Annotated in this window: 26 protein-coding genes; 1 reads left to right on the top strand and 25 read right to left on the bottom strand. The window is 42.0% G+C overall.

Features of this window, described 5'->3' with window-relative positions:
* Positions 1-318: 318 nt before the first annotated feature.
* The 22 genes from ACSR9O_RS11720 to ACSR9O_RS11615 form a co-directional block, all read right to left on the bottom strand.
* On the bottom strand, positions 319-2544 hold the full coding sequence (locus tag ACSR9O_RS11720) for a S8 family serine peptidase (RefSeq protein WP_491724431.1): 2226 nt from the start codon (positions 2542-2544) through the stop codon (positions 319-321).
* An 86-nt stretch (positions 2545-2630) separates the two neighbouring features.
* Positions 2631-3773, bottom strand: coding sequence for a non-hydrolyzing UDP-N-acetylglucosamine 2-epimerase (wecB, locus tag ACSR9O_RS11715; protein ID WP_452444705.1), 1143 nt, complete (start codon positions 3771-3773; stop codon positions 2631-2633).
* A 23-nt stretch (positions 3774-3796) separates the two neighbouring features.
* Positions 3797-4426 (bottom strand): uracil phosphoribosyltransferase, encoded by a 630-nt coding sequence (upp, locus tag ACSR9O_RS11710; RefSeq protein ID WP_101223839.1) that lies wholly within the window; start codon positions 4424-4426, stop codon positions 3797-3799.
* A 237-nt stretch (positions 4427-4663) separates the two neighbouring features.
* Entirely contained in the window at positions 4664-5905 is a 1242-nt protein-coding gene (glyA, locus tag ACSR9O_RS11705; RefSeq protein ID WP_434168148.1) for a serine hydroxymethyltransferase, read from the bottom strand.
* A 370-nt stretch (positions 5906-6275) separates the two neighbouring features.
* Positions 6276-6869, bottom strand: a complete 594-nt coding sequence (locus tag ACSR9O_RS11700; RefSeq protein WP_101223841.1) for a TIGR01440 family protein — start codon at positions 6867-6869, stop codon at positions 6276-6278.
* Between the two features lie 69 nt (positions 6870-6938).
* Positions 6939-7385, bottom strand: a complete 447-nt coding sequence (gene rpiB / locus ACSR9O_RS11695; protein WP_101223842.1) for a ribose 5-phosphate isomerase B — start codon at positions 7383-7385, stop codon at positions 6939-6941.
* A gap of 84 nt (positions 7386-7469) precedes the next feature.
* Positions 7470-7595 carry a hypothetical protein gene (locus ACSR9O_RS11690; protein WP_260358792.1) on the bottom strand — a complete coding sequence of 42 codons (126 nt, stop codon included), beginning with the start codon at positions 7593-7595 and terminating at the stop codon, positions 7470-7472.
* Between the two features lie 165 nt (positions 7596-7760).
* Positions 7761-8204 carry a low molecular weight protein arginine phosphatase gene (locus ACSR9O_RS11685; RefSeq protein ID WP_260358793.1) on the bottom strand — a complete coding sequence of 148 codons (444 nt, stop codon included), beginning with the start codon at positions 8202-8204 and terminating at the stop codon, positions 7761-7763.
* A gap of 144 nt (positions 8205-8348) precedes the next feature.
* On the bottom strand, positions 8349-8915 hold the full coding sequence (locus ACSR9O_RS11680; RefSeq protein ID WP_101223844.1) for a manganese efflux pump MntP: 567 nt from the start codon (positions 8913-8915) through the stop codon (positions 8349-8351).
* 75 nt (positions 8916-8990) lie between these two features.
* Entirely contained in the window at positions 8991-10040 is a 1050-nt protein-coding gene (locus ACSR9O_RS11675; RefSeq protein WP_491724430.1) for an L-threonylcarbamoyladenylate synthase, read from the bottom strand.
* 289 nt (positions 10041-10329) lie between these two features.
* Positions 10330-11262, bottom strand: coding sequence for a stage II sporulation protein R (gene spoIIR / locus ACSR9O_RS11670; protein ID WP_101223845.1), 933 nt, complete (start codon positions 11260-11262; stop codon positions 10330-10332).
* 152 nt (positions 11263-11414) lie between these two features.
* Positions 11415-12284: a peptide chain release factor N(5)-glutamine methyltransferase gene (gene prmC, locus ACSR9O_RS11665; RefSeq protein WP_286141427.1), complete on the bottom strand. Its 870-nt coding sequence runs from the start codon at positions 12282-12284 to the stop codon at positions 11415-11417.
* Complete coding sequence (gene prfA / locus ACSR9O_RS11660; protein WP_101223846.1) at positions 12277-13347, bottom strand: peptide chain release factor 1; 1071 nt, start codon at positions 13345-13347, stop codon at positions 12277-12279. Before prfA ends, prmC begins: the two co-directional genes overlap by 8 nt.
* Before the next feature lie 160 nt (positions 13348-13507).
* A complete protein-coding gene (locus tag ACSR9O_RS11655; RefSeq protein WP_101223847.1) occupies positions 13508-13963 on the bottom strand; it encodes a hypothetical protein in 456 nt (151 codons plus the stop codon).
* A gap of 210 nt (positions 13964-14173) precedes the next feature.
* Complete coding sequence (locus ACSR9O_RS11650) at positions 14174-14779, bottom strand: thymidine kinase (RefSeq protein ID WP_101223848.1); 606 nt, start codon at positions 14777-14779, stop codon at positions 14174-14176.
* Positions 14780-14917: 138 nt separating this feature from the next.
* Positions 14918-15118: a 50S ribosomal protein L31 gene (gene rpmE / locus ACSR9O_RS11645; protein ID WP_034315847.1), complete on the bottom strand. Its 201-nt coding sequence runs from the start codon at positions 15116-15118 to the stop codon at positions 14918-14920.
* A gap of 149 nt (positions 15119-15267) precedes the next feature.
* Positions 15268-16557, bottom strand: coding sequence for a transcription termination factor Rho (rho, locus tag ACSR9O_RS11640; RefSeq protein ID WP_034315849.1), 1290 nt, complete (start codon positions 16555-16557; stop codon positions 15268-15270).
* Positions 16558-16875: 318 nt separating this feature from the next.
* Positions 16876-17838, bottom strand: coding sequence for a class II fructose-bisphosphatase (gene glpX, locus ACSR9O_RS11635; protein WP_101223849.1), 963 nt, complete (start codon positions 17836-17838; stop codon positions 16876-16878).
* Between the two features lie 99 nt (positions 17839-17937).
* Complete coding sequence (murA, locus tag ACSR9O_RS11630) at positions 17938-19221, bottom strand: UDP-N-acetylglucosamine 1-carboxyvinyltransferase (protein ID WP_101223850.1); 1284 nt, start codon at positions 19219-19221, stop codon at positions 17938-17940.
* 209 nt (positions 19222-19430) lie between these two features.
* On the bottom strand, positions 19431-20081 hold the full coding sequence (fsa, locus tag ACSR9O_RS11625; protein ID WP_063234171.1) for a fructose-6-phosphate aldolase: 651 nt from the start codon (positions 20079-20081) through the stop codon (positions 19431-19433).
* A 172-nt stretch (positions 20082-20253) separates the two neighbouring features.
* A complete protein-coding gene (locus ACSR9O_RS11620; RefSeq protein ID WP_101223851.1) occupies positions 20254-21111 on the bottom strand; it encodes a class II fructose-bisphosphate aldolase in 858 nt (285 codons plus the stop codon).
* Positions 21112-21357: 246 nt separating this feature from the next.
* A complete protein-coding gene (locus ACSR9O_RS11615) occupies positions 21358-21729 on the bottom strand; it encodes a response regulator (RefSeq protein ID WP_101223852.1) in 372 nt (123 codons plus the stop codon).
* Positions 21730-22029: 300 nt separating this feature from the next.
* Between ACSR9O_RS11615 and ACSR9O_RS11610 the strand changes: the two genes are divergently transcribed.
* On the top strand, positions 22030-22557 hold the full coding sequence (locus ACSR9O_RS11610; RefSeq protein ID WP_491724429.1) for a DUF2529 domain-containing protein: 528 nt from the start codon (positions 22030-22032) through the stop codon (positions 22555-22557).
* A 47-nt stretch (positions 22558-22604) separates the two neighbouring features.
* On the opposite strand, the gene pyrG is transcribed toward ACSR9O_RS11610, so the two are convergent.
* From pyrG to ACSR9O_RS11595, 3 genes are all read right to left on the bottom strand, one after another.
* Positions 22605-24212, bottom strand: coding sequence for a CTP synthase (gene pyrG, locus ACSR9O_RS11605; protein WP_101223854.1), 1608 nt, complete (start codon positions 24210-24212; stop codon positions 22605-22607).
* A 402-nt stretch (positions 24213-24614) separates the two neighbouring features.
* Positions 24615-25205, bottom strand: a complete 591-nt coding sequence (rpoE, locus tag ACSR9O_RS11600; RefSeq protein WP_402943309.1) for a DNA-directed RNA polymerase subunit delta — start codon at positions 25203-25205, stop codon at positions 24615-24617.
* Between the two features lie 210 nt (positions 25206-25415).
* Positions 25416-25577, bottom strand: a complete 162-nt coding sequence (locus tag ACSR9O_RS11595) for a hypothetical protein (protein WP_157831069.1) — start codon at positions 25575-25577, stop codon at positions 25416-25418.
* Positions 25578-25606: the final 29 nt, after the last annotated feature.

The following is a 25606-nucleotide window of genomic DNA, read 5'->3' as shown; positions in this document are numbered from 1 at the left end:
AACTGATCCGACTATTTGAGAAAGAATCGCTGACATCAAAGTCATAGCCATTTTAGACGGCAAATCATTTGACGCAAGTTGCATCCTCGCGGTTGAATTTGGTGGAGGATAGAAAACATTTCATGCTGTAAAAATCTGCATGCCGGGCTACTGAAAACCCTCTCATTTTACATCCTTTGTTAGCATACAATAGGCTAGAATCAATGTCAATGAGTGGTTAGTGAAATTTGTCACAGGTTTGTAATTATTAACGAATTGTTCACAAATTATCTTTTTTCTTCTATTGACATCCGTTTTATTTTACTTATTGTCCTCTGTTCACTCAATAAGTAACGTCTTTTCTATCCGATCTTCCCTTCCGCCCCTTCTCGCAAATATTATCGCTTTATACACTCCTTTAGGCGGCAAGTCCTTTTTCAATACATCTTTTTTGATCAAACCGGAAGGTGCCGATCTCGACCAATCCAAATATCCAGCGAATTTCAAGCTATCCTCCTCATATAGGGCAATACCGAATTCTTCAGCCCCCCGCGGAAGGTACATTTCGTATCGATATGTGCCAGCCTGGTCCCCTTGGCCAAAATCAAATCCCATTACCCTTGGATAATCAGGCTCTTCTTTTACATATAAATAAGGAAGTGATATTCTTTTGGTTCCTTCCATTATTATGAGGTATCCATCAAAGACTCCCTTTTTAATCTCGGCTGGGTTGACCTGCAGTCCCACTTTAATCTGTTTCTTTTCCTTTGGATTCAATGTAAGGGATTTCGGCAATTCCCAAGTGAGCCCTGTCTCTTTTAATGGGACCATAAAAGAGTACTTCCTCATTTTCGTTCCGGAATTTTCTATGACTATCGTTTCATGATGCTCTTCAATTCCATCTTTCTTTGTGTACATTCCAAAGGACAATGAGCTAGGATTCAAGAGCGTGTCCGCTTTTAATGCTTCGTCGACCTGAATGCGTCCAGCCCCCTGTTCATATGTGTGATAAAATTGATTCGCAGATTTCCTCAATGGCTTTGAAGTGCTCATCAATGCAGATTTCACTTGATCAGGAGTCCAATCCGGGTGTTTTTGCAGGATTAACGCGACTGCCCCTGCAACATGCGGTGCGGACATACTTGTTCCATCCAAGGACATATATCCTTTAGGAACGGTGCTTTCAATTTCCACTCCCGGTGCCAATACGTCAGGCTTTATTCCCCATGATACAGTTACCGGTCCCCTTGAGCTAAAATCAGCGAGCCTATCCTGCTCGTTCTTATAAACAAATTGAACGGTTTTGCTTTGCCCTTGCTCCATGATTTGCTTAAGCTGCATTCCATCTCTTCTATTAATAGAAGCAGCTGGGATGTTCATTTCCTTTTCCAAGCTTCCAGTAAAGGTACCGCTCGTATTATTATAAACAATTACCCCCTTTGCACCTGCCTTTTCTGCATTGGATACTTTCTGCTGGAAGGTAAGTGTGCCTCGTTCCATCAAAACAATCTTATCCCGAACATGTTTCAGGTCCTTTTCATTACCCAGTCCCCCATATATGACATCCTCGGAAAACGTCAGGTTCCATTTTTTAGAGCCTTGAAACAAGGTTAAATGCGATTGATGCTTTTTCGATCCAAGTCCGTAAATCATATACGGAACCCTTAAGGGAGGAGTCGATGCCCCAACGGAAATCGCTTTTTCCGCTGTTCCGGGTGAGCCGACGGTCCATACAGCCGGACCGGAATTCCCATTTGATGTCACGGCAACTATTCCGCTTTCCACTGCCTTATTCAATGCAAGGGAGATAGGCAAATCAGGGCCATTGACGTTATTGCCAAGAGAGAGGTTCAATACATCCACCTTATCCTTCATGGCTGACTCAATAGCCGTCAAGACTTGATCCGTATCTCCTGCTCCACCTGGTCCCAAAGCTCGATATGCATATATCTCCGCCTCTGGTGCGACACCTTTCATTTTTCCATTGGCTGCAATGATGCCTGCCACATGAGTACCGTGTAATGTATTCAGGTCGCCTTGATTTTTGGTTTCCATCGGGTCTTCATCACCATCAACCAGATCCTTGCCACCTTTATATGCTCGTTGCAAATCTGGATGTGTATAATCAATGCCAGTATCGATTATCCCTACTTTTACCCCTTTCCCGGTTATCCGGTGATTCTCCTTATCAAAGAAACCCCTGACCCTGCCTCCTCCTATGTACGGGACACTTTCATCCAACACGGCTTGATAAACGGATACTTCCGTTACAGCCTGAATTTCGTCCTCCTTTTTAAGTTGTTCTATCTCATTCATCTTCCCATGAAGGGAAAATCCATTCAGGGCAACCGAATAAACATTCCGTAATTGAAGGGATGGGTATTTTTCAAGCAGTTTTTCGATCTTTTCCCGTTGAAACGCCTTATCCATCGTGACAACAACCGTTACTTCCTTAGATTCTGATAGTTTTGGTAAAGGCGGCAGTATGACGGATGCCAATCCCTTTTCATTTTGATAAATAAATACAAAAAGGAAAACAAACACTAGAAACGTTTTCTTTCCCAACATAATCATCCCCTTAGCAGTTATCTTTTCTCAACAACCTTGGAGTATGCAAATAAAAAAAGGAAAAGCGCATGGCTTTTCCTTTTTTATGAGTCAAATCTAGTTGGTGGCATATTTATTTGCTTAAAATAGTAACGGATGGCTTCAGCTATGCGGACCGAAGCGTTTCCGTCCCCATATGGATTTGAAGCTTTGGACATTTTTTCGTGCACCTCTTGATCCGTGAGCAATTCATGTGCCAAATTATAAATGGTTTGTTCATCAGTACCCGCCAACCTTAAGGTTCCAGCCGCAATCCCCTCAGGACGTTCCGTCGTATCCCTTAAAACCAGGACAGGTACACCAAGTGACGGTGCCTCTTCCTGGATTCCTCCAGAATCAGTCAAAATCAGATAGGCTCTTGAAGCGAAGTTATGGAAATCCAGAACATCCAGCGGCTCGATCAAATGAATCCGCGGATCGTCGCCGAGAATTTCGTTCGCCAATTCTTGAACAAGAGGATTTAAATGGACCGGATATACCACTTGAACATCATCATGCTCAGCAATGATTTTCTTCACGGCCCTGAAGATATTCCTCATGGGTTCACCTAGATTTTCCCTGCGATGGGCGGTAAGCAAAATGAGCCTGTCTTCTCCAAGTCCATTTAAAACCGGATGTGAATAAGTGGACCGTACAGTCGTTTTTAAAGCATCGGTTGCCGTATTTCCCGTCACGAAAATATTATCCTTCTTGTTTTCGTTAAGCAGATTCTCCTCCGCCTTCGAAGTCGGTGCAAAATGCAAATCCGCCAGCGTACCGGTAAGCTGGCGATTCATTTCTTCCGGATAAGGGGAATACTTATTCCAGGTGCGCAGCCCTGCTTCTACATGCCCAATGACAATCTGATTATAAAAGGCAGCCAGACTTGCGACGAACGTTGTGGTTGTATCTCCATGTACAAGAACAATATCAGGCTTAGCTTCCTTCATTACGGAATCAAGACCATTTAATGCTCTTGTTGTAATGTCAGCAAGCGTTTGCCTTTCCTTCATTATGTCCAAGTCATAATCCGGCTGAATGGAAAATAGTTCGAGAACTTGATCTAACATTTGACGATGCTGAGCCGTAACAGCAACGATCGGCTTGAAATGTTCTGGGTGTTTTTGAAATTCGAGTACTAAGGGAGCCATTTTGACAGCTTCTGGTCTCGTCCCGAAAATGGTCATGACTTTTATCGGTTTGTTCATTCGTGACACCTCAGCTTCTTTCCTTATTTTGTGCCGAATAAACGATCTCCTGCGTCTCCAAGACCTGGAACGATATAACCATGTTCATTCAGTTTTTCGTCAAGGCCAGCAATATAAATATCAACATCTGGATGGGCTTCTTTTAATGCGTCCACACCCTCTGGAGCTGCAATCAAACACATGAATTTAATATTCACTGCACCGCGCTTTTTAATGGAATGGATCGCTTCGATGGCTGATCCGCCAGTGGCTAACATCGGGTCAACGACAATGCATTCCCTTTCTGCCAAATCACTTGGCATTTTCGCATAATATTCAACAGGTTTCAAAGTTTCAGGATCACGGTAAAGGCCAACATGTCCGACCTTTGCAGCAGGAATCAGCTTAATGATTCCGTCCACCATCCCTATGCCTGCACGTAAAATCGGGACGATTCCCACTTTTTTACCAGAAAGCATTTTCACTTTCGCCGTGCTTACAGGCGTTTGGATTTCCACCTCTTCGAGCGGCATATCCCTCGTGATTTCAAATGCCATCAATGAAGCGACTTCATCCACTAGTTCACGGAATTCTTTTGTTCCTGTATTTATATCACGTATATAGGCTAATTTGTGTTGAATTAACGGGTGATCGAAAACATAAACTTTTCCCATTTAGCATCTCTCCAATTCCATTGCTTAGTTTTGCGCTTTTTTATGATTTCCCTAATCGAATAGAAAAATTTTCGTGTCTTTTTAAATTCACTTCAACCTATTTTACAGAAAAACGATTCAATCTTCAATAAAGGTTTAGATGTCAGACCTATTTTCACTATTCGGATTCTTCTCACATACTGACTCCCATAAGGTATAAAAAAACCGCTCCCTTTAGAAGGAAGCGGCTCAAGAATATTACAATGAAGGATATAATTCAAATTTGTTCGCTAATGTTTCAACACGCTGTTTTGCTTCTTCAAGTTTAGCTGCGTCCTCATTATTTTTCAAAACAAGTCCGATGATTGCAGCTATTTCATCCATGTCTTCCAATCCGAAGCCACGTGAAGTCACTGCCGCAGTCCCAATACGAATACCACTTGTAACGAATGGTTTTTCCGGGTCATAAGGAATCGCATTTTTGTTAACGGTAATACCGATTTCATCCAAAACATGCTCTGCGATTTTTCCCGTTAATCCAGTAGAGCGCACATCAAGAAGAATCAAGTGATTGTCCGTTCCATCAGAAACAAGTGTGAACCCTTCTTTCTTCAAACCTTCGCCCAAACGTTTAGCATTGTCGATGATTTGTTGTGCATACACTTTAAAATCATCTTGAAGCGCTTCTCCGAATGCAACAGCCTTAGCTGATATAACATGCATCAATGGACCGCCTTGAATTCCAGGGAAGATGGATTTATCGATCTTCTTACCGAATTCTTCTTTACAGATGATCATTCCGCCGCGTGGTCCGCGAAGTGTTTTATGAGTAGTTGTCGTTACAAAGTCAGCATAAGGAATTGGGCTTTGGTGTAAACCAGCCGCAACCAAACCTGCGATATGTGCCATATCGACCATTAAATAAGCACCGACTTCATCTGCAATTTCGCGGAATCGCTTGAAATCAATTTCCCGTGGGTATGCACTTGCACCCGCTACGATCAATTTCGGTTTGTGCTGACGAGCTTTTTCCAAAACATCATTGTAATCGATACGGTGATCTTTTTCGTCTACACCATATTCAACGAAGTTGTAGTTAACACCACTGAAGTTAACTGGGCTTCCATGTGTTAAATGACCTCCATGCGAAAGGTTCATTCCAAGCACTGTGTCGCCGGTTTGAAGCACTGTAAAGTAAACGGCCATATTGGCTTGAGCTCCAGAGTGCGGCTGTACGTTCACATACTCCCCGCCGAAAATTTCTTTCGCACGCTCACGTGCTAGATCTTCAACGATGTCTACATACTCACATCCGCCATAGTAACGTTTTCCAGGGTATCCTTCTGCATACTTATTAGTTAAGACCGACCCTTGTGCTTCCATGACAGCTTCACTCACGAAGTTTTCAGAAGCAATAAGCTCAATTTTACTTCTTTGACGCCCTAATTCCAGTTGAATTGCGTTAAACACTTGCTCATCTTGCTTTGCTAAACGATTCATTCCGTAATTCCTCCTCAAATTGTGCGTGATTCGCTTTTTAGTATTTATGTGCAACATGCCTTCAAAAAAGCATGAAAAAGCCATACCAATAATTATTAGAAAATTCTACTCCATTTTAACATGTCTAATTTAGAAGTGATAGTCTAATTTTATCGAACATTAAATGTTTTTTTATTTAAAAATGTTCGTATTTTACATCAAAATCATGGTAAATAGCCCTTTCACCCTATATTTAACGAGCGAAATCTCCATTCTATTAGCGCTCCCAAATAGAGATTTTTCTTGTGAACCTTAGCTTTAGCTTTACGATTTTGAACAGATTCTATTAAAAAACAGCATTCCCCATCCGAGAAATGCTGTCTCACTTACCTTAAGTACAACTCTTGTTTTCAGAGATGTCCTGATAAACGGCCCGTTCCCCGCCAATCAGTTTCGGGCGGGTTTTGGCCATGGTCACATGTGCATGCCCTATTTCTTTAATGGCAGAGCGGATTGGAACCGCCACATGCTTCAGATGCATGCCAATGAAGGTGTCCCCAATGTCTATACCCGCATCCGCTTTAATATGTTCAACGACGACAGCATCTTTCCATTGCTGATAGGCGTACGTCGCCATCGATCCCCCAGCTGTTCTTACAGGTACAACCGAAACTTCTTCATAATCATATCGAATCGCGGTTTCCCTTTGCAAAACCAACGCCCTGTTAAGATGCTCACAACATTGATATGCAACCTGAACACCCGTTTTCACTTGAAAATCCCTCACTACGGAAAAAATCATCCCTGCAACATCGAGCGTCCCTTCAGTACCGATCCTTTTCCCGATCACTTCACTTGTACTGCAGCCGATTACCAGTAGCTGTTTCTCTTTTAAAGCCGTCTGTTCTTGAAACTCATGTAAAAGCTCCCGAAACTGGTTTTCCCATATCTCAAGCTCATTTGAAAATGTAGCATCACTTATCATGAAAACGCATCCTTTCAAAAAGAAAACTTGCTATCAAAAGAAAAGGGGTCTCTCCAAAAACCATAAAAATTAGCTTTGTTTACCTTCATACTCCGCAATCTTACCGATCCTGTTTTGATGACGTCCGCCTTCAAATTCCGAAGTCAGCCATGTTTGTGCAATTTCCCTGGCCAGACCCGGGCCAATGACACGTTCCCCCATCGCTAACATATTGGTATCATTATGCTGGCGGGTCAACTTCGCACTATAGACATCATGAACTAACGCACATCTAATTCCTTTGACCTTATTAGCAGCGATGCTCATTCCGATTCCAGTTCCACAGATTAAAATGCCCCGATCGAACTCACCGCGTGCCACTTTTTCAGCAACCGGCAAGGCATAATCAGGATAATCCACCGAAGTAGTGCATTCACAGCCAAAGTCCTCAAATGGAATCTGTAACTCATTCATTAAATTCTTTATTTCTTCACGGATATGTATACCACCATGATCAGAAGCAATCGCAACTTTCATCATAATCCTCCTCTAGCTTTTTCAATTGATTTTATTGTGTCACAAAATTATGAAAAGATAAAGGATGTCCATCCTTTTTCCCCCTCAAAGAAGCAGGAAACCGCCTTGGGTTTCCTGCTGTAAAATGTCAAGAGTGAAGCGGGTAATGATCCTGTTCAACTTTTCCGCTTGCACTTTAAGTTCCATTGCCGATTTTTCGACATTTCCCATGACTATGAGCTTGTTCGCTTGTCAGCTGTCACTTCTTCCGCTCCAGCAGATGTTTCTTCTGCAATAGCAGCAACTTCATGTGCTGCCTTGATCGTACACTTTCCAATTGACGGTCAACAAGCTTAGTAATATCTTTTACTGCAGCGACCACATTATGTACCCTGTTTACTTTTTAAGCCTTAAGACTAATTCTTCAATTAATTCCTGCAGCTCCCTGAACGTTTCCCGATAAATGCCTTCAGAACCGCCAAACGGATCTATTATGTCCTTATCATAATTATCATCAATAATGAATTCTTTTAAAGTAAAAGTCTTATCGGCCATCTGGGGATATGCACGGGTAATGACCGATTTATGCCCTTCCGTCATGGTGAAAATATGAGTCGCCCATTCCATTTCCTTCTCGGATAAAGGCGTTGAATGATGATTATGCACTATATCATTTTCAACCAATACATTTTTTGCATGCGTTGAAGCATCCTGGCCTGATGAAGCATACACGCCAGCGGACTTCACTTCAACGCCCGCAATATTCTTATTTTTCAATATCGCTTCTGCCATCGGGCTTCTGCATGTGTTGCCTGTACATACAAATAATACACGGATCATTTATGACGCCTCCTTTTTTATTCATTATAAGCTATCGCCCGTTTATTATAGTCAAAAAAATCACTCTCAACATGTCTTAGGAAAAAATAAAACCGCCCCGGTAATCGGAACAGTTGAGGAAGGATAGATATGAAGTCAAGCGGCTCAAAAAGAGAACAATAATTTCAATCCAAACGCACATAGAATGCTTCCGCCAAGAATCTCACTATACACGCCTAGCAAACCCTGAATTTTTCTACCCAGCAAAAGCCCTGCCCACGTTAATAGGGTGGCAGCAAACCCAAAGCAGAGAATGGTTAAAATCGTTTTTGCACCGTAGATCCCCAGGGTCAATCCTACCGAGAAGCTGTCCAGGCTTACCCCTAAAGCAAAAATGAATAGACCTTTCCCGACAGGAGCCAGCATCTTATTTTCCCTGATACCAGCTCCATCCTTTTTACCAGGGATAAACATCTGTATACCAAGAATGATCAACAATAGACCGCCGGCGTATGTAGCGAAGGTCCCGAATTTTTCTGAAATGAAACGGCCTGCCCCCATTCCAAGCAAGGGCATCCAAATATGAAAAAAGCCAACTGTCAGCCCTATAAAAAGAATTTGCCTCAACCTTAGCTTAAACATTCCCATTCCAAGGCCGACTGAAAAGGCATCCATTCCCAACGCGAATGCCATTAGCAATAAGGTGATGATTTCTCCAGCAAATGTATTCATTCCAATCCTCCCTCGGACGTGCCTACTACATGTTATGCATGTCCGAAAAGAAATAGAAGAATAAATCAGTCCTTATTACACATGTTCCTTGATGATTTGATGACCTGCAGCCTTCTCAAGCCGGTTCATGACCGCTGCTCCTATTCCATGGTCAGGAAACATTTCACTAAAAATGACATCGACCTCGAGCTCATCAAACTGTCTTAAAGCATCATATAAGCCTGTCGCAACAGTATGTAAATCAGCTAATGAACCTGGGACGACCACATAATCGGCCTTATAATCCTGTTGATGTTCATAAGCAGTTAGGATGCCCACCTTTAACCCGTCACTTCTTTTCTCATCCACAAGCTTCTGAAGGAAAGCTTGATTACCCTTGACTAAATATAGAGGGGCCTTCGGAGCATAGTGGGTATATTTCATGCCCGGGGCTTTTGGCGCCGTTTCCTGATTCTTCAAAGCGACATCTTGCCGGACTTCCCCTATCACAGCTTCCAGCTGTTCCAGGGTCACTCCGCCGGGCCTTAATATAACAGGGATTTCAACAGTGCAATCAAGTACTGTGGATTCTACGCCCACACCGGTAGTCCCGCCATCGACTATGCCTGCAATCCGGCCCATTAAGTCAGCTTCAACATGTTTAGCTGAAGTGGGACTCGGTTTCCCAGAAGTATTTGCACTTGGAGCCGCAATGGGCAAATCACTCGCACGAATAAGGCCGAGGGCAACCTGGTGATCCGGCATCCTGACAGCCACCGTGTCCAATCCAGCTGTCACAAGATTTGATAGCTGGCCCGGTTTTCGTTTCATGATCAAAGTCAAAGGACCCGGCCAAAATTCTGCCATTAGCTTCCTGGCCTGTTCCGGAATCTCTTCTACAATACCTGACAGCTGCTCTTCAGAGGCTATATGAACGATTAAAGGATTATCACTTGGACGCCCCTTTGCTTCGAACACTTTTTTGACCGCCTCGTCATTTTTGGCATTCGCACCTAGTCCATAAACAGTCTCTGTAGGAAAAGCAACCACTTGGTTAGCCTTTAATAATTCAGCTGATTGTGTAATCTGGGGATAACTTTGTAAATTATCCACATTTTTATCCACTGACCAAATTTCCGTTTTCATTTTGAACATCATCGCCTTTTAACATTTCTTATTTTATATAATCGCTTTAATATGAAGGATATTTTCAATTTAACGTACTAATTTCACTTAAAAGATACTTTGAAAGTATAAAAGAAGTATACACATAATTCAAGTGTTATCCACAAATTGGGGATAACCATATCGAATCCGTGGATAAGTTTGTGGATATTAAAGATTAATGACAGATTTTTTTGATTTTTTGTTAATAACCCTGTGGATATGTTTTTATAATTATCTGAAAGTAAAAAAAAGGGCCGCTGCCCCCTTTTTAAAATAGATCATTGAAGATTTCTGCAAACAAGGACTTCACTTCCACCTCAGGCTCCTTTTCCCCTTCATATAATTGCTGACCTTGTTCATTGGATGCCGCAATTTCAACCTTGTTATCTTCAACACTCCCATCATTGACTTCCTCCGCCACTTGTTCCTTATCTTTTACTGCCATCACTTCTTCTTTTACCTCTTGCTCAGCAACCTCTTCTTTTACCGTTTCTTCCGTTACTTCCTCTTTTACACTCTCCTCCATTACCTCTTCTTCAACTTCTTCCTCGGGCCCTTTTTCTTTTTCAGCCAACACTACTTCAGTTTCTCCCTCTGCAACAGGTTCACTCTCTTCATTCGTTGCTGCATACGCCTTCCCATCCGAAGTCAGGGATCCTTCATCTTCTTCCTCGACAATCGGACTTTGACTTACAGCCGTCCCATTTGAAAAATCCAAGAAACATAATGGCGGAAATAGAACACACCACCAATTAGCGCCTTCCCCTTCACCAAGTGTGATAATCACCGCTTCATAATCCCCTGCCGGATATAAATACTGCCCGTAGAGTTTTGTCGGAAATTCCGCTTGTCCAAAATCGACTTTTACTGACTGCTCCAAACCCTGTTCCTTTATAACCGCCTCAGCTGTCGCCTGGATATCCGGTAGATGCGAGGTGATCACATCCCTCGCTTCATCCAAAGAAGTAAGCTCCTCGACCCACTTTGTGATATCTTCATTTACCTCATCCCTAATAAGACGTTTAACCGCTTGATCCTTTTCTGCATCACTATTAGCAAGTATCCGCAGACGAATCGCCTCATCCGGGATCACCTTCGTATCTTCTGCACCGACCATCTCCGCTTTAGGCATATATATACTTACGATCGTTCCTATAGTTAAGATTAATAGATAGATAATGGCTAAATGTTTTGTTTTCATCGCCTTCGCCCCCTCACATGAATTAGTCTCACCATTTTCGAGCTATCTTAAACTAGTAAAAATAAAAAAAGTTGATAGCTGGAAATATAGATTCCAAAGGATAATGAGGGTGGTGCCCATAAAAAAAAATCCGTCTCACGGAAGGAGACGGATCACTTTAATGCAGCAAAGACCATTCGATCTTTTTCATTTATGTCATTTACAATGGATACTTCTGCAGCAGGAAAGGTTCGCTTCAATAAATCGGCAACCGCCTTACCCTGTCCAGTGCCCACTTCAAAACCGATCAGTCCAGGCACCTTCATGATCAAAGGTAACTGCTCCATAAAGCGGCGGTAAAAATCCAGCCCATCGATACCGGCAAATAATGCACGATGTGGTTCATGTCCTGTCACGACTACTGACATGGATTTATGATCATCATCTGGTATATATGGCGGATTCGATAAAAGGATGTCCACCTTCTGGTTCATGTTCACGAAAGGCAAAAGCAAATCACCTTGCATGAACTGCACTTCGGCACCAAGTGATTCTGCATTTTTCCTCGCAACCTCAAGTGACGTTTCCGCTATGTCCGTGGCCGTCACCAACAGGTTTGATTTTTCAAGTTTCATCGTTATGGCGATTGCGCCGCTGCCGGTCCCAATATCAGCTAAATGAAGCTTCTGCCCCTCCAAAAAAATGGCTGGGAGTTTACGTAATGTATAATAAATCAATTCTTCTGTTTCAGGTCTCGGTATGAGCACTTCTTCATTAACAAAGAAGGTCCGTCCATAAAATTCTTCACTGCCGATTATATATTGGATTGGCGTCCCCTCAGCATGCAGCTCAATAGCGGCCTTAAATTGCCCAAAATCCGCTTCACTAAGCTCATCATGAAGGTTGGCCAGCATTTGGGAACGAGTTTGGTTTAAAAAGTGCTGTAACAGGATTTCCCCAGCATTGGCATCACGATCATTTTCCTTTAAAAAAGAAGAAGCCCATTTAAGGGCTTCAAACACTTTCACGGCAGAATTACTCATCTGCATTTTCCAGCCTTGAAGATTGGTCTTCCATGATTAATGCATCAACCACTTCATCCAGCTTACCTTCCATGATTTGATCCAACTTTTGAATCGTTAAACCAATACGGTGATCGGTAACGCGGTTTTGCGGGAAGTTATAAGTGCGAATCCTTTCAGATCGATCGCCCGTTCCAACAGCAAGCTTCCTATTTTGATCATACTCTGCCTGTACTTCGCGTTGGATTTTATCGTACACCCTGGCACGCAAAACCTTCATTGCTTTTTCTTTGTTCTTGATTTGTGATTTTTCATCTTGACAGGATACAACCGTATTCGTCGGAATATGAGTCAAGCGCACCGCTGACATTGTCGTATTGACACTTTGCCCTCCAGGACCGCTCGATGCAAAGGTATCGACACGAATATCCTTATCATGAATTTCAACTTCCACTTCCTCAGCTTCGGGTAAAACAGCAACCGTGGCTGTAGATGTATGAATCCGTCCGCCTGATTCAGTTTCAGGTACTCGCTGAACGCGATGTGCTCCATTTTCGAACTTCAATTTTGAATAAGCGCCATTGCCATTAATCATGAATATGATTTCCTTATAGCCGCCAAGCCCTGTAGGACTTGCTTCAATGACTTCAGTCCGCCAACCCTGCACCTCGGCAAAACGACTATACATGCGGTATAGACTACCAGCAAATAAGGCTGCCTCATCTCCGCCTGCCGCTCCGCGGATCTCCATGATTACGTTTTTATCATCGTTAGGGTCCTTCGGAATAAGCAATATTTTCAGTTTATCCTCAAGGCCTTGTATGGTATCTTCAAGTTCATTGATCTCTTCTTTTACCATTTCACGCATTTCCGCATCAAGCTTCTCCTCAAGCATCGCCTTCGCTTCCTGGAGTTGCTCACGAACCGCTTTATATTCTTTATAAGTCGAAGCAGTCTCTTGTATGCTGGATTGCTCCTTAGAATATTCCCTTAGCTTCTTGGAGTCATTAATGATCTCCGGGTCACTTAATAGCTCATTCAATCTTTCATATCTATCTTCTACTGCTTGCAATCGATCAAACAAATTATTCACCTCATAAATTTTCCAAAACATCTGAAACGAATTGGAAGTAATCCATCTTTTCTAACTATAAATAAGTAGTTCAGTGCCCCAGCTCAGTTCACTTCTAGGTTAATTATAGTATAGGTGAATAATCAACGTCAAAGAGGATTCAAAAATGTCGTTATTTCTTTAATTTTACATCTATATTATATTGAGGCACAGCCCTGTTTATAATGCCTTGTATTCGCTGCATTTCCTTATGTCTCTCTTTTTCCGTCTTGATTTTGCCTTTATCATGGACCGTAACATGTATGGTATTTCCATTAAACCAAACGGAGCCCGCCTCATAATTGGTTTCCGATTCAATGGCCCCGCGGATATCATCAATTTGCTGCCCCATGGATGGTGAATTATTGGATGTATGATGCGGTGTATTGAGGATTTGATCTGATGGCCGTTCCGCTTCATTGTCCCAATCATTATTGGATACACGTTTTAAACCATTGCCAACAAAATCCTTGCCATCCCGGGATTGATCCCCATATTCCGAATCATTATTTATCGCATTGTCATTTTGACCGCATGCCGTTAGTGCAGCAAGTAAAAAGGCTGTCATGATAAGCAGTTTTGATTTCATATTTTTTCCCTCCATTTTGACTGGTTAAGAAGAACATTTCCTCGTTAGCCTGCCCAAAATGGGGCAATATTTATCTTTTATTTCGCTTCCATGTATTGGTCATACCACTTGAATAACTCCAGCAGTTTTTCCACCCTTATTATAATTCCCAACCATTTCTACATAAAAAAAAGCACCCTACGACCACATTGGATCATAGGGCACCATCATTCAAATACGTTCTTTAATCCCAACAGGCTGCTTACCCGGAACTTCGTGATGATGGCGGCAGCGGGGCTCGTATGATTCCGATGCACCCACAAGGATGATCGGCTCATCATAGGAGGCCGGCTCCCCATCTATCAAGCGCTGTGTCCTGCTTGCAGGTGATCCGCACACTTCACACACAGCCTGCAGCTTAGTCACCGATTCTGCCAGCGATAATAGAACAGGCATAGGACCGAATGGTTCACCTCGGAAATCTTGATCGAGTCCAGCCATAATCACTCGATAACCGCTGTCCGCAAGATGCTGGGCAACCCCGATAATTTCATGATCAAAAAATTGCACTTCATCTATTGCAATAATATCCAGGGGCTTGTCCAAATACTTAAAGATATCCGTTGAATGGGCAATCGGTTTTGCCATCACAGAAGAGCCATTGTGTGATACGACAGCCTCTTCCGCATAGCGATTATCAATAGCTGGTTTAAATACAGCTATTTGCTCTTTAGCAAATTGAGCACGGCTGACTCGTTTAATCAATTCCTCGGATTTACCCGAAAACATGCTTCCGCAAATAAGCTCGATCCAGCCTGTTTGTTTCATTACATACATGGAAACAGCTACTCCCTTCCACCTGTCGATCCCTTGGCCATAATTGAAGTCGACCCGGCTTTATATAAATTCTTACTTGTTTATGGAAAAGAAAAAACAGGCAAGAAAAATACTTGCCTGTTTTTTAAAAAGTCCGGCTTATTTAATACCGTATTTTTTGTTGAAACGATCAACACGTCCGCCAGCTTCAGCGAATTTTTGACGACCAGTGTAGAATGGATGGCATTCTGAACAAGTCTCAACTTTGATCTCTTCTTTAACTGAACCAGTTTCAAAAGTGTTTCCGCAAGAGCAAATTACTTTTGAAAGCTTATAATTTGGATGAATTCCAGTTTTCATTCTTTTCAGCTCCTTATGCCCTGAATCATTCGAAACAGAGTTATATACTTCAAGTTGAGGGAAAAACACCCTCACATTTATTGTAAAAACACATGAACTCATTATAACAACTTAAGACTAGTTGTGCAACTGTTTGTTTCTTACAGGGTTTAAGAACGTTTTACGCTCGCCGGCCCCTTTTTCATTTCTGACATCTCTTCATCCAGCTTACTGAAAAATTCTTCATTACCCTTTGTCTGTTTTAGACGGCGAAGGAATTTCTCCGAGAAATCAGGCGAATCCGACATTGTTTTCCTGATGGCCCATAGTTTATCCAGGCGATCTTTCGGAATTAACAATTCTTCTTTACGAGTGCCTGAGCGGCGAATATCGATTGCCGGGAAGATGCGTCTTTCGGCAAGGGCACGATCTAAATGCAGCTCCATATTACCCGTACCTTTAAATTCTTCATAAATGACATCGTCCATTCTTGAACCCGTATCTACCAATGCTGTAGCAAGGATCGTCAGGCTGCCGCCTTCCTCAATATTCCTCGCCGCACCGAAAAAGCGTTTTGGACGGTGGAATGCAGCCGGGTCAATACCCCCTGATAGTGTACGTCCGCTCGGCGGAATGACAAGGTTGTAAGCTCGGGCAAGTCGAGTGATGCTGTCCATTAAAATGATGACATCACGTTTATGCTCCACAAGGCGCATGGCTCGTTCTAACACTAGCTCAGCCACCTTGATATGGTTTTCCGGCACTTCATCAAACGTTGAACTTACCACGTCCCCAGCAACGGACCGTTCAATGTCAGTCACTTCTTCCGGGCGTTCATCAATCAACAGCACGATCAATTCCGATTCGGGATGGTTTGTGGTTATTGCATTGGCAATTTCCTTGATGAGCATCGTTTTACCGGCTTTTGGCGGTGCGACGATTAGCCCACGCTGTCCAAAACCGACCGGTGCCAGGACATCCATAATCCTGGTTGATAAGTTCTTCGGTGTCGTTTCCAGTTTAATTTGCCTGTTTGGATACAGCGGTGTTAGACCTGGAAAGTGGACACGCTCTTTTGCTGATTCCGGATTATCGCCATTGACTGCTTCAACATGCAGTAATCCATAATAGCGCTCGTTTTCTTTTGGCGGCCTTACCTTACCGGACACTTTATCTCCATTCCGCAAATCGAATCTGCGGATCTGTGAAGCAGAAATATAAATATCCTCCGAGCTTGGAGAATAATTAATTGGACGCAGGAAACCGAAGCCCTCTGAAGGGATGATTTCTAAAACGCCCTCCATGAATAGGAGACCATCCTGCTCAGCTTGTGCTTTCAGGATAGCGAAAATAAGTTCCTTTTTTGAAAGTTTGCTGTAATAGGAAACTTTATATTCACGCGCGTGCTCATAGAGATCCTTTAGTTTCATGTTTTCTAAATTAGAAATAGTTAAATTCATTATGACACCACACTTTTATTAATTAAACGTTTTCACCCATACTGAAAAAGAAATGGTTTGTTAGATGGAAGAAAAACCGCAATCCATGTACCCGACCAGAGTTTTCTTAGAAAGGATGATACATTTTTACATGTAAAGAAGAAAATTAATTGAAGGCTTCTTGAAGTTTGGAGTGAAAGGGCAGATTCTAAATTATTAATAGTAGACCAAGCTTTATTTTACTTTTTTTATTTTAATTATTCAACTTAAATTTTTTAAAAGAGAAAGCGAGCGATGAAACCGCTCGCTTTTTAAAAGTGATTTTTCTAAAAAACGCTATCAGTCAATCAAACCATTCGGTTTAATCTTAAGACTGTGACGACCATCAATGAAACGAACTGTACCAGATTTAGCACGCATGACTACGGATTGTGTTTCGCCGTAATGCCCTTTGAATTGTACGCCGCGTAAAAGTTCTCCATCTGTCACACCTGTTGCTGCAAAAATTGCATCATCTCCGCGAACAAGGTCTTCCATTCTGAGGACTCTTCCTAATTCAAGGCCCATTTTTCCACAGCGCTCCACTTCTTCATCACTTTGAGGAATGAGCTTGCCTTGAATTTCCCCTCCAAGGCATTTCAGGGCAACGGCTGCAATAACTCCTTCTGGAGCTCCGCCAGATCCGAATAAGATGTCAACACCGGTAAGATCGAAGGCCGTATTTATGGCTCCCGCTACATCTCCATCGTTGATCAACTTGATACGTGCCCCTGCCTCACGAAGTTCATGAATGATCTTCGAATGACGATCGCGGTTCAATACTGTTGCAACCACGTCTTGAATATCTTTATTTTTTGCCTTGGCTACCGCTTTCAGGTTGTCCAACACGGAGGCATTGATATCAATCTGACCAACAGCCTCTGGTCCGACAGCTATTTTATCCATATACATATCCGGGGCATGAAGCAAGTTCCCCTTATCGGCTATCGCCAATACAGCCAATGCATTCCAGCCGCCGGATGCAACGATGTTCGTTCCTTCTAATGGATCAACCGCAACATCCACCATTGGCCCAAGACCGGTACCAAGTTTTTCGCCAATATAAAGCATTGGCGCTTCATCCATTTCCCCTTCACCGATTACTACCGTTCCTTGCATGGGAATAGTATTGAAAACATCCCGCATTGCAGTTGTTGCTGCATCATCTGCTTCGTCTTTCTTTCCTCTTCCCATCCAACGAGCTGAATTCAGTGCCGCCGCTTCTGTTACGCGGACAAGCTCCATCGATAAACTTCTTTCCATTTCCGGTTCCCCCTCATGTACACTAGCATGATTTATTTATATATTAGTATAACACATTATATCATATATAGTAACACAATGAGGTAACAAGAAAAGGGATCAGCTTTTAAGCTGCTCCACTTCTTCTTGCGTCATTTCTTCACGCCAAATCGTTGCTCCCAAACCTGAAAGTTTTTCAACAAGATGGCTATATCCGCGATCTATATGTTCAAGCCCGGTCACTTCTGTAATCCCTTCAGCCATTAAACCGGCTATTACAAGAGCCGCTCCGGCACGTAAATCGCTAGCCTTCACTTTTGCCCCATGAAGTTGGACAGGACCATCGACGATGCCCGCTCTGCCCTCGACCTTTATCTTCGCATTCATGCGTCGCAGTTCATCAATATGCTTAAAGCGGGCCCCGTATATCGTATCGGTGACCATGCTAGAACCAGTTGCTTTTGTTAAGAGGGAAGTGAAAGGTTGCTGAAGATCCGTTGGGAATCCAGGGTAAACCAATGTCTTGATATCAACGGATTTATATTGTTCTCCCGGAGAGACAAATATCTGGTCATCACCCGCTTCAATATTAATCCCCATTTCCCTCAACTTGGAAGTCAATGACTCCAAATGCTGGGGAATGACATTATCAATCAGAATTCCTTCTCCGACAGCAGCCGCTAGAATCATGAAAGTGCCGGCTTCAATCCGATCCGGTATGATCGTATGCTTGCACCCGTGCAAACTTTCCACACCATCAATACGAATGATATCCGTCCCTGCACCCTTTATTTTCGCTCCCATATTGGTCAACAATGTGGCAACATCGATGATTTCAGGTTCTTTCGCAGCATTTTCTATCACAGTGCGGCCTTTGGCCAAAACGGCGGCAAGCATGATATTGATCGTTGCCCCTACACTAACGACATCCAAATATATGCGTGCTCCCCTTAGCTCGTCCGCCCTAAGGTAAATGGCTCCTTGTTCATTCGTCACCTGTGCGCCCAGTGCTTCAAACCCCTTAATATGCTGATCTATCGGGCGAGGTCCTAAATGGCAGCCACCAGGCAAGCCGATCACTGCCTTTTTGAATTTACCAAGCATTGCCCCCATTAAATAATAAGAGGCACGTAACTTCTTGACCCTTCCATTGGGAAGAGGCATTGAAATCATCCTGCTGGGGTTGACTGTCATTTCTCCTTCATCAAAGGATACCTCGCCGCCAATCTCCTCCATTAACGCTTTCAGCATCTGTACATCCGAGATATCAGGCAGGCCTTCAATCGTTACGGGAGAGTCCGCTAAAATTGTTGCAGGAATAAGGGCGACCGCACTATTTTTTGCTCCACTGACACGAATGCTTCCCTTTAGAGGATAGCCACCGGCAATTTTAAGTTTTTCCATAATAAACTCCCTTCCACGCTAAGCACTTAGAAGCTACTTCCAAAAAGTAATATTTTACCACAAGAAAATTGCATAATCCGACAACATTTACTATCTAGTTCTTTAGTTTACACAAAAGTAGAAAATTCATGTAAAAAAAAGAGAAAAATTTCTAATTTATGTTAATTTTATTTAAACGGTGCAATCTATAGCGACTTAGCGGCAAGGCATTATGCTTCAGTACGTGAATTCCAATCGTTCAAAAAAGCTTCAATTCCTTTATCCGTTAATGGGTGGTGGAATAATTGTATTAAAACTTTATAAGGGATCGTTGCAATATGCGCCCCTTTAAGAGCCGCTTCAGTAATATGCATCGGATGGCGGATGGAAGCTGCGATGATTTCGGCATTGATATCATGGATCGCAAAAATGTCAGCAATATCCGAAATTAGATCCAAACCATTTTGGCCGATGTCATCCAAGCGACCTAAAAATGGCGATACATAAGTTGCTCCTGCCCTAGCTGCCAATAATGCTTGGTTTGCACTGAAAATAAGGGTGACGTTTGTTTTGACACCTTGTTTTGTAAGTGCTGAAACAGCCTTCAGGCCGTCCGGAGTCATTGGCACTTTAATCGTGATATTCGGTGCAATCGCAACTAGTTCCTTGGCTTCAGCCATCATTCCTTCAAAATCAAGCGCAATGACTTCAGCAGAAACGGATTCCTTAACAAGGCTTGTGATTTCTTTTAGCCGATCATGGAAAGAAACTCCCTTTTCCCTAGCAACAAGGGATGGGTTAGTCGTAACACCTGCTAAAACGCCAAGTTCATGCGCTTGTTTGATTTCTTCCATGTTTGCTGTATCTATAAAGAATTTCATAAAATAGCCTCCGTATGTAATCGATTTTTATTTTCCTATATGCATCTGAATTCTAATTGTTCTAAAAATAGAGCCCGGATTCAGCCCTGCATCTAAAAGAAACCATTAGGGGGGAGCCCCCCAATGGGAATATTGCCTTTATCATCTTACATTTAAAGGGATGGAACCCTTATTATGCTTTGCCGTTTGAACCGAATTCACGTATTTTGCCGATGACAGTTTCTTTAATCGCTTCACGGCCAGGAACGATGTATTTACGAGGATCGTACACTTCAGTATCATTATTCAGAATTTCACGAACCGCTTTTGTGAATACAATTTGATTTTCCGTATTCACATTGATTTTTGATGTTCCAAGCGAAATCGCTTTTTGGATATCTTTCGTAGGGATGCCTGTACCACCATGAAGAACAAGAGGTTTTTTCGTTAAATCACGCACTTCTTCCATTTCTTTATACCCAAGGTTAGGTTCACCTTTGTATGGTCCGTGAACGGATCCCAAAGCTGGAGCAAAGCAGTCGACATTTGTTTCTTTAACCAACTGTTCACATTCTTGAGGGTCTGCATATACGACTCCATCAGCAATTACATCATCTTCTTGTCCGCCAACCGTGCCCACTTCCGCTTCAACAGAAACATTCCGTGCGTGAGCGAATTCGACAACCTTCTTGGTTGTTTCGATATTTTCTTCGATCGGATGATGTGAAGCATCGATCATTACTGAAGTGAATCCGGCTTCGATAGCTTCCTTACATTTATCATAACTTGAACCATGGTCAAGGTGAATGGCCACAGGAACAGTGATTTTCATGTCTTCCAACAATCCTTGAACCATCATCACAGTCGTTTTAAAACCACCCATATGGCGGGCAGCACCTTCGGAAACACCAAGGATGACTGGAGATTTTTCTTGTTCTGCAGCAGCTAGAATAGCTTGAGTCCATTCAAGGTTGTTGATATTGAATTGACCTACTGCATATTTTTCATCAAGGGCTTTATTCAGCATATCTTTCATAGAAACTAAAGGCATTTGATTTCCTCCTACTAGTGGATGTTATTATTTTAAAGTTAATTCTTTCTAGATATTCCCTAAAACGAAAGTAGCATACGCTTATAAATCAGAATATCTCTCCTCTTTTAGCATATCAATACATCAAAAAAACAGCAACAAATACACTATACCGAGCCTCAAATTTTATTCCAAAAAAACACGGCCCATCTAAAAAAAGATAGCCGCAGCAATTACTCCATCAGTAATATTAAATTTTCAAGACATTTAACTTGATTGAATCGGTAAGTATTCACGAACCGCTTTTCTAATATCATCAATATCAAACGGCTTTGCAAAGTGTGTCATAGCACCTAAATCCTTTGCTTCTTGAATCATATCAAGTTCACCATATGCCGTCATGATTATGACCCGGATGTCCGGATCGACGACTTTCATTCTTTTCAAGATCTCAATGCCATCCATTCCCGGAATCTTCATATCCAGCAATACAAGATCAGGTGAATGATTATTCAGCACATCCAAGGCTTGAATTCCATTAGCGGCTTGAAATGTTTCATACCCTTCTTTATGTAAAACCTCGTTCAATAAAATACGAATCCCGAACTGATCATCAACAATCAATATTTTCCCTGGCATTTTATCACCTCTCCCCTTCCCGATTCATCCATTAAATATACTGGCCTATACGGCCATATTACCCGAAAAAGGGTAGTTACATAGATTGCGTCATATGACTTTTAAGTCCAACGCATTTATTGTTCATATTCGATAATTGTAACAAAATTCCTGCTGTATGGCTAAGAGGAATTTTAATTTTTTTGTTTTTTCGACCGATTTAGTAAATTCGGACCTTCCGGATCAAAATCCCAGAAACCTGTCATTGCAAAGGAAAGTCCTTTATAATGGGTATATTATTTTTTAAAGGAGTCCCTGACCATGTTAAAAATTTTTTCGACACAGATAAGCGGTTTATTTAAGAAAATGATTGAAAATGAAGCCTTTGAAATGGAGGATGCCGGACGCTTGCTGGCTCAGGCTGCGGTTGGGGACGGTGCGGTGTACATTCACGGTTTTGGTGAAATGCAGGGTGTCACTGCCGAGGCTTTGGATGGGGCAGAACCCTTTCCGAAGGTAAAAAGATATGAATCAGGAGAAACTATTTCCAGGGAAGATCGGTTTCTCATATTCAGCCGCCATTCGGATGATGCAGAAGCATTGTTGCTGGCAAAACAACTCAAGGAAAAGGATATCCCATTTGTTGCGGTTTCTACATCCGTCCCTTCTGAAGGGGATTCTCTTTTGGAGTTGGCAGACGTTCATATTGATTTACGTATCCAACGGGGCTTGATTCCTGATGAAACCGGAAATCGATATGGGTATCCTATCCTCATTGCCGCTCTTTTCGCTTATTATGGGATTAAATTCACTCTTGAAGAAATCATAAAAGAGTATGAAGAAGAATGATTATTCATCTAAAAAAAAACAGCCACATTGGGCTGTTTTTTTGTTTGTTAAAGTTTTTCGCTGCGCTTTAAAGACATGCCGACAAAATCACGGAATAGCGGCTGCGGACGGTTAGGACGTGACGTGAATTCCGGATGGAATTGAGAAGCCACAAACCATGGATGATCCTTCAATTCAACGATTTCAACTAGACGGCCATCCGGACTAGTACCAGAGAAGATGAATCCTGCCTCTTCCATTGCTTGACGGTAGTGGTTATTGAATTCATAACGGTGACGGTGACGCTCATAAACAACCTCGTCATTATACGCTTCGTATGCTTTAGTTCCTTCGATAAGCTTACATGGATACAGACCAAGACGCAGTGTACCGCCCAAATCTTCTACATCCTTCTGTTCAGGAAGAAGATCGATGATTGGATCTGGAGTATCTTCATTAATTTCAGCTGAATGAGCTTCTGGCAATCCCAGGACGTTGCGAGCATACTCAATTGACGCCAACTGCATGCCTAAGCAAATTCCGAAGAATGGTTTTTTCGTAGTGCGGGCAAATTCGGTAGCAGCAATTTTCCCTTCGATTCCACGATCTCCAAAACCGCCTGGAACAAGGATTCCATCTGCATCTTGCAGAAGTTCAGCAACATTTTCTTTTGTTACATCTTCGGAATTCACCCAGTCGATTTCAACATCTGCATCAAATGCGTAACCTGCATGCTTAAGTGCTTCCACTACAGAAAGATAAGCATCTTGCAATTCAACATATTTTCCGACTAAAGCGATTTTTGTTTTCTTTGATAAAGAAGTAACCTTTTTGACTAGTTCCTTCCAATCTTCCATATCCGCTTCGCCGCAGTCCAATTGCAAGTGATCACAAACGATTTGGTCCATATTTTGTGCTTGAAGCGCAAGTGGGATGGAGTAAAGAGTATCCGCATCAAGACATTCTATAACGGAATTTTTATCGATATCGCAGAATAAAGCGATTTTATCCTTCATATCTTGTGAAATTGGACTTTCTGTACGTGCAACGATGATATTCGGCTGAATGCCTAGACTGCGTAATTCTTTTACACTATGCTGTGTCGGTTTTGTTTTCATTTCACCAGCAGCTTTGATGTAAGGAACCAGTGTACAGTGGATATACATAACATTATTGATTCCGATATCACTCTTGATTTGGCGAATCGCCTCAAGGAATGGAAGAGACTCGATATCCCCTACAGTACCGCCGATTTCAGTGATGACTATATCGGCATTCGTTTCATTGCCTGAACGGAAAACCCGTTCTTTAATTTCATTCGTGATATGCGGAATGACTTGAACTGTTCCACCTAGATAATCGCCACGGCGTTCTTTTCTCAGGACCGTTGAATAAATTCTGCCCGTAGTCACATTGCTGTGTTTGCCAAGGTTGATATCAATGAAACGCTCATAGTGCCCCAAATCCAAATCCGTTTCAGCACCATCATCCGTTACAAACACTTCACCGTGTTGGTATGGACTCATCGTACCTGGATCCAAGTTAATATAAGGGTCAAACTTCTGGATCGTAACATTCAATCCCCTATTTTTTAATAATCTACCTAAAGAAGCGGCCGTTATCCCTTTTCCCAAGGAAGAAACTACTCCACCTGTCACAAAAATATATTTTGTCATTTTATATCCTCCTATAGAATGTTTTCTTCCAATTCTGTTCTTAATCGGAACTGAATCAAATCTTCCGCCACATGAGCGGTTAAAAGCTAAAAAATCGTAAACCAGTACAAACCATTAATCACTTAAAGGTCTTTAGTGAGAGTCATGCAGGATACATGAACAAGAATAAATTTCCTTAAATGACAGTAAACAAAAATATGTTCTCTATAGTTTTTACAATTCTACGAGAAATCATTTTTAAAAATAAAAAAATGATGTCATTTATTCATTCCATCATTAAAAACAAAAACGCTCCGCTTACAATAAAAGTAAGGGAGCGATATAATTTAATCATTGTGTCCTTTTTTAAGGAGCCCAAAAATGATTCTACAAATTTCGCCTCAAAAAGTCAAGGGCGATTATTTATTTCTCAGCCTCTTCATCCAAGTCATCCAAGTCATCTTCATCTTCGTCTTCGTCCTCATCATCTTCCAGGACAAATGCATCATCTTCAATTATTTCTTCTTCCAGATCATCGTCATCATCCACGTCATCATCCAAAAGCACTTCGTCGATGACTGGAGAACCTAGAATATCATCATCGTCATCATCTTCATCCTCGTCCAGATCATCGATATCTTCTTCAAAGTCAAGATCTTCGTCTTCAAGTTCATCGAAATCGTCGATAACTGCAGCAGCCTTTTTGGCTTTCTTTTTCTTTTTAGGTTTTACAACATGTACGACTTCTTCCTCGATTTGGTCAACCGGGTACCATGTTTTCAATCCCCAGCGGTTGTCCCCAAGTGAAGTGAAGCGGCCATCCACATTTAAATCCGTATAGAATTGTGCAATTTTCTTTTCCACTTCCGCTTTAGATAAATGGTGCAGCGAAGCTAATTCACTTATTAAGTCTTTAAATGGAATCGGTTCATTTCTTTCCACTAACAAATCATATGCCATCTCTATTAAGGACATTTCCAATAACTGCTCTTTTGAGTATTGTTTTAAACTCAAATTCCGCACTTCCCTTCTCTATTCAAACACTGAATTCCGTGTTTTTTCACATAAAAAAATAATCTAAAACAGTAGTTCGATAAAATAACGACAATTCCTGCTAGACATATACTCCATTATAAACAATCTAAATGGGTTTATGCTAGTTCTATCTGATACTTTCACAGATTTACCTTATTGTCTATCATTCAGGAAACCAAAAGCTAAAAATCATTCACTTTCTTTTTTCGATTTCTGTCGATAGGCTGCCGTAAAAAAGACAATAGTCAGGATAAAAAAAGAGATGGCACCCAATTGATGCTCATACAGCTCAAATAAAATAATGATGGCAAGAATGTACCCTATGATCGATCCAATCATTTTCAGGTTCATTTTCTCAACTCCAATAGGGCTGATTCTTC

The sequence above is a fragment of the Peribacillus sp. B65 genome, from assembly GCF_058513295.1.
This window is presented reverse-complemented; position numbering and strand designations above follow the sequence as displayed.